The organism is Spirosoma sp. 209 (assembly GCF_002006735.1).
In the GTDB taxonomy this organism is placed as follows: domain Bacteria; phylum Bacteroidota; class Bacteroidia; order Cytophagales; family Spirosomataceae; genus Spirosoma; species Spirosoma sordidisoli.
Genome location: NZ_MVEC01000005.1, coordinates 168,585 through 184,967, shown reverse-complemented (window position 1 = coordinate 184,967; position 16,383 = coordinate 168,585). Strand labels below are relative to the sequence as shown.

Below are 16,383 nucleotides of genomic sequence, written 5' to 3'. Positions count from 1 at the left end.
ACAAACCAACCCGACATGGCCACAAAAACACCCATTCATCATCCTGTTGTTAAAGAAGGACTTATAACACCTGCCTATTCGCCCGGTCTCGTTTGCGATGGCTGGCTCTTCGTATCCGGCCAGACCCCCCTGGACTATCTAACCGGTGAGGTCATGCTGGGCACTATCGAGGAAGAAACCAATCGCGTTATGCAGAACATCCAGGAACTGCTGGAAGGCGCGGGTTGCACCTGGGATGATGTGGTGAAGACGACCGCCCATTTGGCCAATATCAACGACTTCGAGGCCTATAACGCCGTTTACGCAACCTACTTTCCGGGGGTGCTGCCGGCGCGTACTACCGTTCAGTCGGGGCTGGCCAAAGGGATCAAGGTAGAAATCGATGTGATTGCCCGGGTGCCGCAGTCATGAACTGGTACGAAGTAGAAAATCCCGACACCATTGCCTCTCCCGCCTTGTTGGTGTACCCAGACCGGGTGACGGCTAATATTCGGTCGGCCCTGCAAATTGCTGGTATGGCCGACGGAAAGGGGGCGGAGCGACTGCGGCCGCACGTGAAAACCCACAAGATGCGGGCCGTAACCGAGCTGCTCCTGGCGGAGGGGATCGTGGCTTTCAAGTGCGCCACCCTGCGCGAAGCCCGGATGCTGGCCAATGCCGGTGCGCGGGACGTCCTGCTGGCGTATCCACTGGTTGGTCCATCAGTACAGCGGCTGGCCGAGCTGAGGGATCAGTACCCCGCCGTTCGATTTGCCTGTCTGATCGATAACGAAACCGCAGCCGATCGCCTGTCAGCTTCGTTCGTGGCCAGCCCGCTCGACGTGTACATCGACCTGAACGTGGGAATGAACCGAACCGGTATCAAGCCCGCCGACGCACCGGCCCTCTACGATCACTGCCAGTCGCAACCCGGCATTCGGGTGGTAGGGCTGCATGCTTACGACGGCCACATTCGGGATACCGATCTCACGGACCGCGCCCGGCGGACCGACGAGAGCTTTACGCTGGCTGCGGGCGTTCAGCAGGCTATTGCCGACGCGGGGGGCGAAACGTTGCCGCTGATCATGGGCGGCTCGCCGAGTTTTTCCATGCACGCGCGTCGGCCTGGTCTGGAGCTGAGTCCCGGTACGTTTGTATTCTGGGATGCGGGCTACGCCCAGATGCTGCCGGATCAGCCGTTTGTCATGGCTGCCGTTCTGCTGATGCGGGTCATTTCCATTGTCGATCCGCAAACCATCTGTCTCGACCTCGGCCACAAGTCCGTCGCGGCCGAAAACCCGCTGCCCCGGGTCGTTTTTCTGAACGAACCCGGGGCGCAACCCATAGGACAGAGCGAAGAACATCTGGTCGTGCGCGTGGAGGACAGCAGCCCATACCAGCCCGGCGACGTATGGTACGGGGTGCCGGTACATATCTGCCCGACGGTCAACCTGTACGATCAGGCCGATGTGGTGGTCAATAATCAATGGACTGGTCGGTGGGAGGTAACCGCCCGGGGCCACTAACCAGTTTTTCCCATTACTTATGTTCATCATCGATACCCATCTGGATCTGGCCATGAATGCCATCGAATGGAACCGCGACTACCGCCAGCCGGTAACCGCCATTCGGGCTTCGGAGCAGGGCATGACCGACAAGATTGATCGGGGTAAAAACGTGGTGTCGCTCCCCGACCTTCGGCGGGGCCATATTGGATTGGTCGTTGCCACGCAGATTGCCCGGGTCAACCCCTCCGATGCGGACGGTTCGGGTGCTGTACTGCCGGGTTCGGGCTGGAACTCGCCCGCCCAGGCCTGGGCCATGACGCAGGCGCAGCGGGCCTGGTATCAGGCGATGGAAGACGAACAGCAGATGGTACTCATTGCCAGTCGGGCGGCCCTCGATGCACATGTCGCCCGCTGGCAGGATCAGAGCGAACCCGCTGATCAAAAGCCTGTCGGTTTTGTGCTGAGTCTGGAAGGAGCCGATTCGTTGATCGACCTTTCCTACGTTGAACGGGCTTATGCGTATGGCCTGCGGGCGATAGGGCCAGCCCACTACCGCGATGGACGCTATGCCCCCGGTACCGGACTAAGCGGTCCCCTAACAGCCCGTGGCCGCGAGCTGCTGCGGGAAATGGATCGGCTAGGGATGATTCTCGACGTAACCCACCTGACCGACGAAGGATTCGAGGAAGCATTGGCGCTCTACAGCGGGCCGATCTGGGCCAGTCACCACAACTGCCGGGCCCTGGTACCGCACCAGCGGCAACTCACCGACCGTCAGATCCGCCAGCTCGTTGAGCGCGGGGCGGTTATTGGCGGGTGTTTTGATGCCTGGATGATGAAGCCCGGGCTGACCCAGCGTCAGAGTAACCCGGCCGACTTCGGTATAACCATCGAGACGATCGTTGATCACTACGACCACATCTGCCAGCTGGCCGGCAACGCGCTGCACTGCGCTATCGGGTCCGACCTCGACGGAGCGTTTGGTCGGGAGCAGTCGCCTACGGATCTCGATACCATTGCCGATCTGCAACGGCTTGGCGACCGGCTGGCTGCCCGGGGCTATCCAGCCGACGCCATCGACGCGATTTTTTTTGGCAATGCGCTTCGGTTTCTGCAGAACGCCTTACCCTAGCTTAACCAGTAACTAGGCCGACGGCGTATCCGTGCTGGCAGCGGCCAGCCGTGGGGCGCTCAGGTCAATTTTCTGACCCCGACGGCTGATGTAGCCCTGCGCCGGCGTATACCCAACGGATTGCTTGCCGTAATAGCCGGTGCCATCGTAGGGGCGCAGATCCGGGTCGGTTTTGCAGGCATCGGTGCAGGTGCCGCCGTGTTCATCGCCACAGGATTCGCAGAGGGTAACGTGGTTGTTGCAGGCCGGGCTGGCGCAGTTGATCATGCGGCTGGTAGGGGTGCCGCAGCGGTAACAGACCGACACCGTGGTTGGATTCACGTGATTGACGTCGACCGTAACCCGGTTGTCGAACACGTAACACTGGCCGTCGAAGTCAGTGCCTCCCGCTTCCATGCCGTATTTGATAATGCCACCGTGGAGTTGGTACACGTTCTGAAAGCCCTGCGACAGCAGATAAGCGCTGGCTTTTTCGCACTTGATACCCCCGGTGCAATAAGTGATGATTTTTTTGTCTTTGAGGTGTTCGATCTCGTGGACATGCTCGGGCAGTTCGCGCAGGTTCTCCATGTCGAACGTCACCGCTCCCCTGAACCGGCCAACGGCATGTTCGTAATTCGATCGCATATCGACCAGAACCACATCCGGATCGTTTTTGAGCTGCTGAAACTCCTCGGGTTCCAGGTGGATACCCGTTTGCCGGCGCGGATCGACGGGCAGGTCGGAGTGCACAATTTCGGGCTTTACCCGAACGTGTAGTTTCTGAAAAGTATGCCCGTCAGCCTCGTCGACCTTAAACTCGATGTCGGCAAAGCGCGGGTCGGCGTGGAGCGCGGCCATGTACGCTTCACAATCGGCGGTCAGGCCCGAAACGGTGCCGTTGAGTCCTTCGGGGGCTACAATTACCCGGCCCAGCAAGTTCAGCCGCAGGCACAGCCGATGATGCTCGTCGCGGTACTGGTCGGGGTTCTCGATGGGTGAATAAATATAGTAGAGTAAGACGCTGTACGGTTTCATACTACAAAATTAACGGAAAACACTCGATAGTTAGCAGCGGTTAGCTGATAGGCGGCCCGATCGACTCACCTAATCACGGGGCGCGCCTGACCCGAATGCACATTGCGATCACAGGAAATATAGGCGCCGGCAAGACCACGCTGGCCGAGATGCTGGCTGCCCGATACGGCTGGGAGGTACTCTACGAAGCCGTGGAAGGCAATCCGTATCTGGCTGATTTTTACGTCGACATGCCGCGCTGGGCCTTTAACTTACAAATCTATTTTCTGAACAGTCGGTTCGCCCAGGTCAAAACGATTATGGCCATTCGGGAGGCCAATCGCGACAATCCCCGTCAGGTACATACCGTGGTTCAGGACCGCACGATCTACGAAGATGCCGCCATCTTTGCCCGCAACCTCTACCAGAGTGATCGAATGGCCGAGCGCGATTACCAGACCTATCTGAATCTGTTCGATAACATGATGAGCCTGGTGCAGCCGCCCGACCTGATGATCTACCTGCGGGCTGACCTGCCCAAACTCCGCGAACAGATCCAGAAGCGGGGCCGGTCGTTCGAGCAGCGCATCAGCGATGAATACCTGCTCAGCCTTAATCAGCTGTACGACCAGTTCGTGGATACTTACGAACAGGGCGATTTGCTCATTCTGGATGTGAACACGCTCGACTATGCGGAGCGTGCGGCCGATTTTGCCGAAATAACCCGGCAGATTGACCAGCGCCTGGCCAGTAGAAGCCTTTCTAGCCGCTGAGTAGCCGTTCGGATGCGAAAAGGCTACTCACTAGCATACCGATCTGAGCAGAATGACGCGGTAATGCACACTATTGCCGGATAAATTTGGTTACCGAATAATTTATATTTTTGAAAATGTAATTACGAATAAGCAACTTTGGGTAACATTTGATAAGTTTGATTGTTTTTATAGGAACAAATATTGGTTTCCTAGACAATACAGAGAAACAAACAGTCAACCTGTACGGAGTTGACTGACAAGACAATATATTGAGAGGAGTTTACAAAGCCCGGTAGCCCTGCAACCGGGCGTTTGTTTTGCTCAATGCCTACGGAAAACAAGTGCGAACCCTCGGCTCGTGACGGGTTCGTGTTTGAGTGATTCTATCAATGAACGGCCCGAATCCGGAGTAAATGCTCAGTCTGAAAAGGGCTATGGAAATTGGGTGGATACAGTAGCTAACGAGTGAGTAATATACTGATTTACAGATGGTAATTCAGGTATATATGGGTTGTTATGGCGTTTTTTGACATATCAGGTTTCGTGCCAGTGTTACAAAGGGCAAATTCGGAATATGGTCTATGGGGTAATTATTAAATGTTAACTTATTGATAATTAAGAATTTATATAAAGATGTGCCGCTTAATAAATAGGTAAAATAATTCAGCTGCACCGACGCCGGACACAGGCATGATTTTTGCTTATGTATTGGTAGAATAAAGTATATTGAGAATATCACAACGCCCGGTCGCCCTTGCAGCCGGGCTTTTGTTTTTAGCCCTTTACAGCTGGGCCTTTCATTTTCCCGATCTCAGCTTCTCTAATTCGATCTGCCAGCTGGCCCCCCTACCAATAAGGCGCGGCTGTATATAGCTTAATTAGGAACACGTGCCTATCGATTCCATTACCCAACCTTCGGTATCTAATGCCCTTATGCGGGTGGAGCTAAAATACTGATAGACTTAAAAAAAGGCGCAAGCTGCATATTCGCGCGAGACTATGTTAACGGTAATCTTTTAATGAATTGATGGGTGGTATCCAGGCCGTTTTCACTCTGCCAGACCGGGCGACTCTGCCTGAATGGGTAAAACAGGGACGTCTTGTGAGTGACTCTACTTATGGGATCCAGCCCCGCCTTTTATCCGACAATTAATAAATGTGAACCTCGTCGGCACCTGGCTCATGAGTAGTTATATGCCGGCTGTAGTCGCCAGTTGCGTACTCCCCGCCCTGCGGACGAACACTGGAATGCCGGATCACCAGGTCGGAGGTGATCCGTTCGGTTCGGGCCTTAACCGCTTTGTCGGTATTTTCAATGTCCTGAATGCAGAGGTAGGCGGCCCGGCTGCCCATTTCGAATCCTTTCGCCGTCAGGCTTGTCACTGCGTTTTCGAATCGGGCATGAAACGGATCGCCCCCGCAAACGACGAGCCCTAACTGACCGGGAATGGCCAGTTTAAGGCTACGCGCTTCCAGTAAAGTGGCGAAGGCCAATTGGTCGCTGCCTGCCAGAATAGCATCTGGCGGGGCTGGCTGCTTCATCAACTTCTGGAAACCCACGCAGCCATCCTGGTAGCCAAACCCCACTGTCTGTACCAGCGTTGCATCGTCACCTTTTTGGTAGCGGTCAAGGGCTTTTTCGTACCCCCGGATCTGCTCCTGGCAACTAGTCAGGTGGGCCGGGCCGGTTAACAGGGCAATTCGGCTGAAACCTGATTTGAGCAGGTGTTCAGTTAACTGAAACGCATGGGCTTCATTGTCGAACACTACTTTGTGGGCCGTAAAGCGCTCCGGCGACCGATCAAAAAATACCAGCGGCATACCCTGTTGCTTCAACTGCCTGAAGTGCTCGGTTTTACGGGTTTGCTGCGATAGACACACAATCATCCCATCTACCTGATTCCCCATGGCTGAGGCCTGAAGCATTTCGCGCTCGTAGGTTTCGCCTGATTTACAGACCACAACCTGATACCCTTTTCGGAAGGCAACCTCTTCGATGCCGTTGAGGACCGAACTGTAAAAGAATTGCTGAATCTCCGGAACCAGTACGCCCAGCAGCCGTGTCCGGCGTTCGCGCAGGCTTTGGGCCTGGGTGTTGGGCTGGTAGTTCAGCTTCTTGGCCATACTCTTGACGGCCTCAACGGTCTCAGGTCGGATATCCGGATGATTACGCAACGCCCGGGATACCGTCGACGAGGAAATCTGAAGCTTTTCAGCAATATCAACAATAGTAACAGTGGTACGGCGGCTGCGGTCGAGACGGGGCATAGCTATGGAACGGGATAAAGAAAGATAGCGAAAATTGACTCCACAAAAATAATTTTTTCTGCACACGTTCCCGCAAACGTTTGCATAAAATTGTGCAGTTGTATATTGAAAATGTGCTATTATAATTGTGCCGGATTTAACATCAACCCTTAATCAAGGCCAATTACAGATGAAACGCCTATACGCCTATTTAGCGCTGTTAATCACGCTTTGCCTTTCGATCCTCCATCCGGTATTTGCCCAGCAAAAAGTGACAGGTATTGTTTTCTCAGGGACCGACAACTCGCCTTTGCCCGGCGCATCGGTGGTGATCAAAGGATCCGCTACCGGTACCACAACAGATGCCAATGGCCGCTTTACACTGACCGCAAGTCCTACGGCAACGCTCACCGTCAGTTACATTGGCTACCAGAATACCGAAGTGGTCCTGGGAAATCGGACCGAAATCAGCGTAACCCTGGCTGCCGACGATAAATCGCTGAACGAGGTGGTGGTGGTCGGCTACGGTACGCAGAAACGACGGGACGTAACCGGCTCCATTGCGTCGGTGTCGGCCCAGGCTATTAAAGAGATGCCCATCACCTCGGCCGAGCAAGGCCTGCAGGGGAGGGTTGCCGGGGTACAGGTGATCCAGTCGAATTCGGCACCGGGTGGGGCTATCAGTATCCGGGTACGCGGGGGAAATTCAGTCCTTGGCGGTAATGAACCGCTCTACGTCATTGATGGCTTTCCGGTATACAATAGCATCGGAACGAACGACGGTCAGTCGCAGCCGACCAACCCGCTGGCGACCATCAACCCCAACGACATCGTTTCGATGGAAGTCCTCAAGGATGCGTCGGCAACCGCCATTTTCGGTGCTCGGGGTGCTAACGGGGTCGTCATCATAACAACTCGTCGCGGCAAAGCCGGTCCCGGTACTGTCGATTTCGAAGCCTACTATGGGGTGCAGACGGTTCGGCGTAAACTACCACTGCTGAACGGCTCCCAGTACATGGATCTGGCCAACGAAAAAGCCCGGAACCTCGGGCAAACCACCCTACCGTTTCCTGACAAAAGCAGCTGGCCCGTCAGTACCGACTGGCAGGAGGAGCTATTCCAGGCGGCTCCTATCCAGAATTATGCCCTGTCGTTCTCGGGTGGGTCAGAAACCAGTCGATACGCCATCTCGGGCAACTGGTTCGATCAGCAGGGGATCGTGATCGGTTCGGGCTTCAGCCGGGGTTCCGTGCGGGCAAACATGGATAACACCATCAGCCGTAAACTGAGTCTGTCGACCAGTATCACCGCATCGCGAAGCATCAACCAGCAGGCCCGAACCAGCATTAATTTCGGCAATGGGGTGGTGTATAATGCGTTGATCAGCGCACCGCTGGCCCCGGTATACAACGCAGACGGCAGCTATTTCCGGGTCAACACCATTCCGGCAACGGAGCCGTTCGGTACCAATCCGCTGGCATTGGCTCAGGAATTCAGTAACCAGTTGGTTACGAACCGAATCCTGGCCAATACAAACCTGACCTATGCTTTTTCGCCTGAATTGGCGCTGAGTGTACGACTGGGAATCGACTATAGCAATGACCGTACCGACCGCTATTTCTCCCGGAAGCTCCCCGGATCGACCGGCCAGGCCAGCGTTTTCACGGGGGAGGGATCGACCTACCTCAATGAAAACATTCTGACGTATAAAAAACAGATTGGAGCGAATCACAGCCTCGACGCCACGGGCGGATTTACCTGGCAGGAAAGCGTGTTCTCCTCACTGTCGGCCAGCTCGCAGAACTTTGCCGTCGACCTGTTTGGAACGGATAACCTGTCGGCGGGCAACAGTCCGGGTTTGCCCGGGTCGGGCCGGAGCAAAAACACGCTGTTGTCGTGGCTGGGCCGGGTCAACTATGGCTTCAGGGACCGGTATCTGCTAACCGTTTCGGCCCGGACCGATGGGTCTTCCCGGTTTGGGTCCGGTAACAAATGGGGCTTTTTCCCGTCGGCCGCGCTGGCCTGGCGGGTGTCGGAAGAACCGTTTATGAAGGCGGTAAGCTGGATTTCTGATCTGAAGATACGTACGAGTATAGGCGTAACGGGGAACCAGGAAATTGGAAACTATCAGTCGTTAAACCGGCTCAATACCGTTACCAGCATTCAGGGTGTTACTCAGGCACCGGTGGTAGGCTTTGCCGTCACGACGATGGCGAACCCGGACCTGAAGTGGGAAACCACCACGCAGTATGACGCCGGGCTCGACGTTAGCTTCCTGAATAGTCGGGTCAATCTAAGCCTCGATTATTACGTCAAGAACACCACCGATCTGCTGGCTCAGGTACCGGTCGCGATTTCATCCGGATTCAGCAGCATTTTGCTTAATTCGGGTTCCATCCGCAACCAGGGATTCGATGTTTCCATAGACGGGACGATCCTCAACCGCAGCAAACTGCGCTGGAATGCCGGGCTGAATCTGTCGACCAACCAGAACCGGGTACAGTCGGTAGCCGTTCGGGGGGGGCAGTTTTTTGCCCCGCTGATCACTTCACCCGTCGATTTGCCGGTCAACATCATCCGCGAGGGTCAGCCAGTGTCGGCCTTTTTTGGCTACGTCCGCGACGGCCTGTGGGGAGAGGACCAGGGCACTACCAGTCTGATGCCTAACGCCCGGGCGGGCGAGCAACGGTACAAAGACCTCAATGGGGACGGCCGGATCACGGCCGACGACCGGACGATTTTGGGCAAACCGAACCCTGACCTGATTTATGGCCTCACCTCGCAGCTCACCTACGGCCCCTTTGATCTGAATGTTCTGTTTCAGGGTGTGCAGGGGGCCACGGTCTTCAATGCCAACAATTTCACGCTCAGTGATGTGTTTGCCCGGGGTAACAACCAGGTAGCCGACATCACCGACCGCTGGACGACCGAAAACCGAAACGTAAACGCCAAATATCCCCGCGCATCCAGCGTCAGTCCGCTGGTATCCGACCGTTTTTTCGAGGATGCTTCCTACTTCCGGCTGCGGAACATTCAACTGGGCTACAACCTTCCGGTGGGATCGCTGGGCGTAAAGTGGTTCCGGTCAGCACGGGTTTACGTGAGCGGTCAGAACCTGCTGACGGTGACGCGGTATACCGGGTTCGACCCGGAGGTAAGCTCAACGGCGGGCTCCGATCTGCGCAAAGGTGTCGATATCGGGGCGTATCCGGCGGCCAAAATGTGGACAGCCGGCCTGCGACTGGGTTTTTAACGCATTCTTAAACCGACAAGTAACCAACTCATGAACACACGTCAAACACTCCTCCGTCGGGGGCTGATCTCGCTGAGCCTGTCGCTCTCGCTGGCCCTGTTGCCGGGCTGTCAGGATTCGTTGCAGGAAGAGGTGTACAGTTTCGTATCGGCAGACAATTTCTATAAAACGGCCGCCGATGCCGAAGCCGCCGTTGTTGCGGCCTATCAGCCTTTCACCAGCGACGATTATTTCAGGCGCAACTTTTATAACGTCGGTTTATTGGCCGACGACCAGGTGATGATCGGCCGGAATGCCACCTTCCAGGCAGTCGATAACTTCAATGTCACGCCCGATCACCCGTTTCATACGGCACTGTGGCAGCAGATGTACCTGTGCATCAATCGCTCCAATACGGGTATACAGCGGATTCCAACGATTCCAATGGACGAAGCACGCCGGGCCTCCCTGGTCGGTGAGTGCCGATACGTGCGGGCCTACAATTACTTCAACCTGGTCCGGCTCTTCGGTGGCGTGCCTATGCCCACAACCGAAATTCAGTCGACCGGTCAGACCAACAATCCGAAGGTGCCCAGAGAAAAGGTGTATGAGCAGATTGTAGCCGATTTGCTGGAAGCCGAGAAAGTGCTGCCGCTGACGCGCCCGGCGGCCGAATGGGGACGAGCAACCCGGGGAGCGGCTCAGACGTTGCTGGCAGAGGTATTTCTGACTACAGAACGCTGGCAGCAGGCCGCTGATAAGGCGAAAGAAGTGATCGATTCAAAGCAATACCAGCTACTGCCCGATTTCAGGTCTGTTTTTTCCATCAGCAACGAAGCCAATGCCGAAATCATCCAGTCGATTCAGTTCGACGGGCCAACCATTGGTACCTGGTTCGCTTCCTTCAACCATGCCGGAGGCTCCGACAACCCCAATTGTTTTCTGGGTAGCGCCAACTGGTCGGTAGAACAGAAGTCCGACATCTGGCTCAACTGGGATAGTAAAGACGGGCGGAAGGCGGCTTCGACTTATGACAAGTTTATCAACAAGGCGGGCAAACTTGTCAGCGTATTCGATTATCCCCAACCGTTTCCGGGCTTTGGTAAGTACAACGCCCCCAACGAGGTATCAAACGGGAACAGTCCGTGCAACCCGATCATTCATCGCTACGCGGATGTACTGTTAATTTTTGCCGAGGCTGCGTCACAGGCCGCTGCCAGCCCCCCGCCGGCCGCCTACGATGCTGTCAATCAGGTCCGGCGTCGGGGGTACAAAGTGCCGCTGAACGCTCCCTCGGAGTTCGACCTGCCGGCGGGTTTGAGCAAGGCCGCATTCCGGCAGGCAGTTATCCGCGAGCGGAGCCTGGAATTTGTGATTGAAAACAAGCGGCTATTCGACCTGATGCGCACGGGTCAGTTTCCGGCCATCATCAAAGCCCAGGGCAAAAACGTACGGGAGGGAGCCACGCTGTTCCCCATTCCCCTTTCCGAACTTAACTCCAATCTGGCCCTTACGCAGGCCGACCAGAATCCCGGGTATTGAGCAAACTTGCCGGACTAATGCTGATTCATAATTTATGATACATTTACGTTCCCTTCGCCCACTTTATTTCGGATTGGCGCTGCTGGCGGCCGGTCTGTGGCCGCTGACGGGTCTGGCCCAGTCGGTCCGGCTCTCCACCACCCATGCCACGCTGTCCGTCGACCGGCAGGGAAACCTGACCATTGCGCCGAAGGGTAGCACGACCCTGGCAACCCGCACGCCCCTGTCGAAACTCTGGAAGCTGACCCTGCAGAACCGGCTGGAAAGCACCATCCTTGCTCCGAAACTGGTAGAGGTACTGCCGGAGACAGCCCCTGAAGTAGCGCAGACGGGCAATGAAATCGTCTTGACGTACAGTGGGTTGCAGGGCGGAGGGCGTGCGTTGCCCGTAAAAGCGGTGTTCCGTGTCGGGGTGAAAGACGATGCCTTTGTCTTTTCCGGCAACCTGAGCATAGAGGCCGATAAACCCGACGCGTCACCGTGGCTCCTGCGGGAGCTCACCTATCCGATCCTGTCCGATATCCAGGCTAAGGATAGTAAACCCAGTGTCTATTGGCCCGAATCGCTCGGCCGTTGCTATACTGATCCCGCCAGTATGGGCAAACTGTCGTTCGATTACCCCAGTGGACGGGGCAGCATGCAATGGTTTACGATCAACACCCCCCAGCAGGGATTGTACATCGGGTGCCACGATGCGGACCGAACCAAGAAACAGTTCGAGGTAGCCTACAATACGCCCTCTGCTTCGTTCAGTTCGGCAATCACTTTTCCGGTGTTTAGCACAACATTCACAGTACCTGAGGTCAATATTGCCCCCTATGGAGGGACGTGGCACACGGGGGCCAAGCGCTACCGGACCTGGTATCTGAGTCAGTTTACGCTACCGACGCTGCCGACCTGGGTAAAGCAGGATGCGGGCTGGTTTCTGGCCATTCTGAAACAACAGAACGGCTACGTGATGTGGCGATACGACGAGATCGACAAGCTCTGCGACATTGCCGATAGGTTCGGACTCAAAACCCTGGGCCTGTTCGGCTGGGCGCATGGCGGACACGACCGACTGTTTCCGAACTGGATACCGGACGATTTGCTGGGCGGGCAGCCGGCTTTGAAAGCGGGCATCGAGCGGGCGCACAAGCGCGGCTTCAAGGTCATCCTGTATGCCAACGCCACCATGATGGATGCTACGAGCGAGTACTATAAATACGCCGGCAACCAGACCATGGCCGTTCGGGAAGACCAGATGGCTTATACCAGCAGCATCCGGAAGTACAACAGTGCCACGCCCGTCGTCTTTGTCGAAAGCTCGTACAGCTCAGCCTATTGGCGTAAAACCATGATGAACCTGGCTCTTCAGGCCCGGGAGCTGGGTGCCGATGGTATCCTCTACGATCAGGCGGGGGTGAAGGGAGCCCTGCTGAATTTTTCCAAAATTCAGGATCATAAGCTGCCCCAGGAATCGGGCACCAAATACCGGGTCATGATGCTCAACGAGATTCGGACGGCCATGAAAAAGCTGGACCCGGAATTTATCATCATGACCGAAGCAACCCATGACGGTGTGCTGGACAACATCGATTACCACCATGGCTGGGGCATCGGTACCGCTATCGAACCCATCGGTTTTGGGTCGGCGCAGTATTCATTCCCGGCCCTGTACCGGTACACCTTCCCCGAACTGGTCGAAACGCAGCGGAACGCCAACCCGATGATTACCCGCGCCGAAGCCAACTTCGCGGTCGTGTATGGCCTCCGCCACGAGATCGAAAGCCGCTATGAAGAAGATGTAGACTACCTGGTGAAAGGAAAAATGCCCACCGCCGAGAGCTACGCCGAAGTAACCTACTACCCACCCGTTCCGGCCAAAATCAGGGAAGCCCCGGCCGACGTAGCGACCCAATATGTATCGGACCTGATCCGGTTCGAAAACGCCCACGCGTTGTTTTTGCGGATGGGCACCTTCGTCGACGAAGAAGGCTTTCAGGTCAGTGGCCCCGATATCACGGCCAAAGGATTTCGCCAGGGCGACCGGCTGGGCATTGTGGTCTGGAATACTAACCCGTCAGCGGATCGGTCCGTGGCCATCAACGTACCTGGCTATCGATTGGTAGAAGCCCACGAACCGAACCGTGGGGCTGGCGGCACGGCGACAGCCTCCCCGGCAAGCACGCTTAAACCGAATTCGATCCGTCTGCTGATTTACGGAAAAAACAACTGATATGGCGAACGTAGTGAGAAGCCCTCAACCCAAACCCGGTTCGTCGGAACGGATGATGCCCTTACCGCTGGAAGGCAAAATTGCCTTAGTTACCGGAGCCGCGCGTGGCATCGGTAAAGGCATTGCCCTGGTGTTGGCCGAGCAGGGAGCCGACATTGTGCTGAATGACAAAAAACTCAACCTCGACGGCGAAGTCGTGGCCGAACAAATTCGGGAAATGGGCCGTAATCTGCTGGCCTACGAGGCCGATGTGAGCCGGGAAGACGAGGTGAAAGCCATGTTTGCCGCTGTTAAACAGCATTTTGGCCGTTTGGACATCCTGATCAACAACGCAGGTACCTCACAAAACAAAAACATCTTCGAGATCAGCCTGGAAGACTGGCGTTACGTGCTGGATACCAACCTGACGAGTTGCTTTCTGTGCGCCAAAGAGGCTATGATGATGATGGCGGAGCAGCAATACGGACGCGTAATCAACATCAGCTCCGTAGTGGCGGAACGAGGATCGATGTACGGCCATATGCACTACACCTCCACCAAGAGTGGGATGCTGGGCATGACCAAAACCCTGGCTCGTACGGGTGCCCCGCTGGGAATCAACGTCAACGCCGTGGCGCCGGGTATTATCGAGACCGAACTGATGCTGAATACCCACGGGGTTGAAGGCACAAAAAAACTCAGTGCTACCGTACCCCTTGGCCTGGGAAAGCCCCGCAGCGTTGGGCTGGCGGTGGCGTTTCTGTGTGGCGAAGGGGGCGACTACATCACCGGCACGGTGCTCGATGTGAATGGTGGAATGAATATGCGCTAGCCAATGAAAAAACAGGATCGATACCGTTGGGAACTGCTGCTCTGGCTCTGGCTGGCGTTCTTCTTCAATCAGGCCGACCGGCAGATTTTTAATGTTTCGCTGCCGCTCATCAAAACGGATCTGGGCCTGACCGATGCGCAGGCCGGACTGGTGGGGTCGCTCTTTGCGCTGACGCTGGGTCTAATGATCCCCATGGCGGGTGTGGCGGGCGACTTGCTGAGCCGCAAACGGATCATTGGATTTTCGTTATTGTTCTGGAGCGCGGCTACCCTGCTAACGGGGCTGAGTAACAGCCTGATTCATCTGATCGTGCTCCGAAGTCTGGCCGTGGGGGGCGGGGAAGCGTTTTACGCACCGGCGGCCAACGGACTCATCAGCCAGCATCACCACCAGACGCGGGCACTGGCCATGTCTATTCACCAGACCTCGCTCTATGCGGGCGTGGTGGTAAGCGGGGCGTTGGGCGGCTACATTGCCCAGCAGTACGGCTGGAAGAATGCGTTCTATCTGTTCGGCGGTGCCGGGGTTATCCTGTCGATTATTCTGTTCGTTCGTTTGCGCCCAACGCCAACACTGGCCGCAACGATTTCAGGAATGGAGCAAACGGCATTTTTTAAAGAAGCCCTGCTGGCGCTGCTGCGCAAACCGGCCGCCCGACTGCTGTGCGGTGCTTTTCTGACGCTGGTGGTTGTCAACGTGGGCTACACGGTATGGACCCCCACGTTTCTGCACGAGAAGTTTGGGCTGTCGGTGGCCGAAGCGGGCTTTACGTCTATGTTTTACCACCACGTTGCCGCCTTTGTGGGGGTGATGGGTGGGGGCTGGCTGTCCGACAGGCTGGCGATGCGCTCGGTTCGATACCGGCTGATCATCCAAAGCGGGGGCTTACTGCTGGGAGTTCCCTTCATTGTGGGTATGGGGCAGGCCGCCACCCCGTTCTGGACGTTTGTTTGTCTGGCCGGGTTTGGTTTTTGCCGGGGCCTGTACGAAGCCAATCTCTACACCACCCTGTTTGAGGTCATTGAGCCGCCCTACCGCTCCACGGCCGTAGGGCTGTCGGCCATGTTTGCCTACGTCATAGCGGCTCTGGTTCCGTTTCTGCTTGGTTACCTCAAACCCACGGTCGGTTTGTCGAACGGGCTCTCTTCGCTGGGGCTGGCCTATCTGCTGGGTGGCCTTTGTGTACTGGCTACGCTCCGGTGGTATTTTCAGAAAGACCAGGTCCGGCAACCCTTAACCCCCGTCAGCGCATGAACGTAACCTGGCTGGGTCAAAGCGGGTATCTGATGGAGAGCCGGGGCGAGCGGCTGCTCATCGACCCATTCTACAGTGATATAGTCGAGCAGAAGCAGGGCCTCAAACGACTCATGGAAGCGCCCGTTCCGATTACCGACCTCCGCCCTGATCTGATTTTCATCACGCACGACCATCTGGATCATTTCGACCCCATCGCCTTGCCGGTCATCCATCAAACGTACCCAAGGGCGCGGATCATTGGACCCCAGAGCGTCATGAAGAAGGCGCGCGAATTGGATTTTGACGAATCAGCGCTGGTCCCGTTACCGGTTGGTTCAGCCTACCAGGCGGGCGCGTTCCGGCTGCGGGCATTGCCGGCTTACCACGGCGATCCGTTGGCGGTTGGTTTGTTTATCCACGGGCAGGACAAAGCCATCTTCTACAGTGGCGACACGCTGCTGACGGATACTTACCTGGACGATATACAGGCTGTTTGCCCCGCATCGATCGACATTGCGTTTATCGTCATCAACGGTCGGCTGGGTAATATGAATCTGGCCGAAGCGGTCCGGGTTGCCAGTGCGCTCAGGCCCGCCCTGGCTATTCCGATGCACTACGGCATGTTCGCCGAAAATACCGCTGACCCGCTGGAATTTGCCCGAAACTGTCATCAGAACGGCATCAAAACGCAACTGATGCCGCCGGGCGTACCGGTTAACTTTTAATC

At 56.2% G+C, this 16,383-nt stretch carries 12 protein-coding genes; 10 read left to right on the top strand and 2 right to left on the bottom strand.

The genetic code is table 11. The features are described 5' to 3' along the window. The first annotated feature begins 15 nt into the window (after positions 1-15). From B1C80_RS10560 to B1C80_RS10550, 3 genes are read left to right on the top strand one after another with little or no spacing between them, the layout of a single operon-like run. The gene (locus tag B1C80_RS10560; protein ID WP_077921053.1) at positions 16-411 is read left to right on the top strand and encodes a RidA family protein; all 396 of its coding nucleotides are present in this window, start codon (positions 16-18) and stop codon (positions 409-411) included. After that, positions 408-1,505, top strand: a complete 1,098-nt coding sequence (locus B1C80_RS10555) for a D-TA family PLP-dependent enzyme (RefSeq protein WP_077921052.1) — start codon at positions 408-410, stop codon at positions 1,503-1,505. Before B1C80_RS10560 ends, B1C80_RS10555 begins: the two co-directional genes overlap by 4 nt. A gap of 19 nt (positions 1,506-1,524) precedes the next feature. Then, positions 1,525-2,619 carry a dipeptidase gene (locus B1C80_RS10550; protein WP_077921051.1) on the top strand — a complete coding sequence of 365 codons (1,095 nt, stop codon included), beginning with the start codon at positions 1,525-1,527 and terminating at the stop codon, positions 2,617-2,619. Positions 2,620-2,631: 12 nt separating this feature from the next. On the opposite strand, the gene B1C80_RS10545 is transcribed toward B1C80_RS10550, so the two are convergent. Next, positions 2,632-3,636 (bottom strand): rhodanese-related sulfurtransferase, encoded by a 1,005-nt coding sequence (locus B1C80_RS10545; protein ID WP_077921050.1) that lies wholly within the window; start codon positions 3,634-3,636, stop codon positions 2,632-2,634. Positions 3,637-3,731: 95 nt separating this feature from the next. Here B1C80_RS10545 and B1C80_RS10540 point away from each other — a divergent pair, with 95 nt between their 5' ends. Further along, entirely contained in the window at positions 3,732-4,388 is a 657-nt protein-coding gene (locus B1C80_RS10540; protein WP_077921049.1) for a deoxynucleoside kinase, read from the top strand. Between the two features lie 1,131 nt (positions 4,389-5,519). On the opposite strand, the gene B1C80_RS10535 is transcribed toward B1C80_RS10540, so the two are convergent. Then, on the bottom strand, positions 5,520-6,638 hold the full coding sequence (locus B1C80_RS10535; protein ID WP_077921048.1) for a LacI family DNA-binding transcriptional regulator: 1,119 nt from the start codon (positions 6,636-6,638) through the stop codon (positions 5,520-5,522). 169 nt (positions 6,639-6,807) lie between these two features. On the opposite strand from B1C80_RS10535, the gene B1C80_RS10530 reads away from it, so the two are divergent. The 6 genes from B1C80_RS10530 to B1C80_RS10505 are packed head-to-tail and all read left to right on the top strand — an operon-like array spanning position 6,808 to position 16,381. Continuing rightward, positions 6,808-9,870, top strand: a complete 3,063-nt coding sequence (locus B1C80_RS10530; protein ID WP_077921047.1) for a TonB-dependent receptor — start codon at positions 6,808-6,810, stop codon at positions 9,868-9,870. A 30-nt stretch (positions 9,871-9,900) separates the two neighbouring features. Continuing rightward, complete coding sequence (locus B1C80_RS10525; RefSeq protein ID WP_077921046.1) at positions 9,901-11,391, top strand: RagB/SusD family nutrient uptake outer membrane protein; 1,491 nt, start codon at positions 9,901-9,903, stop codon at positions 11,389-11,391. Between the two features lie 34 nt (positions 11,392-11,425). Then, positions 11,426-13,609: a DUF6259 domain-containing protein gene (locus B1C80_RS10520; protein ID WP_139361633.1), complete on the top strand. Its 2,184-nt coding sequence runs from the start codon at positions 11,426-11,428 to the stop codon at positions 13,607-13,609. 1 nt (position 13,610) lies between these two features. After that, positions 13,611-14,420 carry an SDR family NAD(P)-dependent oxidoreductase gene (locus tag B1C80_RS10515; protein WP_236648710.1) on the top strand — a complete coding sequence of 270 codons (810 nt, stop codon included), beginning with the start codon at positions 13,611-13,613 and terminating at the stop codon, positions 14,418-14,420. 3 nt (positions 14,421-14,423) lie between these two features. Beyond that, positions 14,424-15,674 (top strand): MFS transporter, encoded by a 1,251-nt coding sequence (locus B1C80_RS10510; protein WP_077921044.1) that lies wholly within the window; start codon positions 14,424-14,426, stop codon positions 15,672-15,674. Continuing rightward, complete coding sequence (locus B1C80_RS10505; RefSeq protein ID WP_077921043.1) at positions 15,671-16,381, top strand: MBL fold metallo-hydrolase; 711 nt, start codon at positions 15,671-15,673, stop codon at positions 16,379-16,381. The genes B1C80_RS10510 and B1C80_RS10505 overlap by 4 nt, the downstream gene beginning before the upstream one ends. Positions 16,382-16,383: the final 2 nt, after the last annotated feature.

Excerpts from the sequence above, each read along its gene's own strand:
- B1C80_RS10560 (WP_077921053.1), top strand. The coding sequence starts at position 16 with ATGGCCACAAAAACACCCATTCATCATCCTGTTGTTAAAGAAGGACTT.
- B1C80_RS10545 (WP_077921050.1), bottom strand. The coding sequence starts at position 3,636 with ATGAAACCGTACAGCGTCTTACTCTACTATATTTATTCACCCATCGAG.
- B1C80_RS10520 (WP_139361633.1), top strand. The coding sequence starts at position 11,426 with ATGATACATTTACGTTCCCTTCGCCCACTTTATTTCGGATTGGCGCTG.
- B1C80_RS10505 (WP_077921043.1), top strand. The coding sequence starts at position 15,671 with ATGAACGTAACCTGGCTGGGTCAAAGCGGGTATCTGATGGAGAGCCGG.
- B1C80_RS10515 (WP_236648710.1), top strand. The coding sequence starts at position 13,611 with ATGGCGAACGTAGTGAGAAGCCCTCAACCCAAACCCGGTTCGTCGGAA.
- B1C80_RS10530 (WP_077921047.1), top strand. The coding sequence starts at position 6,808 with ATGAAACGCCTATACGCCTATTTAGCGCTGTTAATCACGCTTTGCCTT.
- B1C80_RS10555 (WP_077921052.1), top strand. The coding sequence starts at position 408 with ATGAACTGGTACGAAGTAGAAAATCCCGACACCATTGCCTCTCCCGCC.
- B1C80_RS10535 (WP_077921048.1), bottom strand. The coding sequence starts at position 6,638 with ATGCCCCGTCTCGACCGCAGCCGCCGTACCACTGTTACTATTGTTGAT.
- B1C80_RS10550 (WP_077921051.1), top strand. The coding sequence starts at position 1,525 with ATGTTCATCATCGATACCCATCTGGATCTGGCCATGAATGCCATCGAA.
- B1C80_RS10540 (WP_077921049.1), top strand. The coding sequence starts at position 3,732 with ATGCACATTGCGATCACAGGAAATATAGGCGCCGGCAAGACCACGCTG.
- B1C80_RS10525 (WP_077921046.1), top strand. The coding sequence starts at position 9,901 with ATGAACACACGTCAAACACTCCTCCGTCGGGGGCTGATCTCGCTGAGC.
- B1C80_RS10510 (WP_077921044.1), top strand. The coding sequence starts at position 14,424 with ATGAAAAAACAGGATCGATACCGTTGGGAACTGCTGCTCTGGCTCTGG.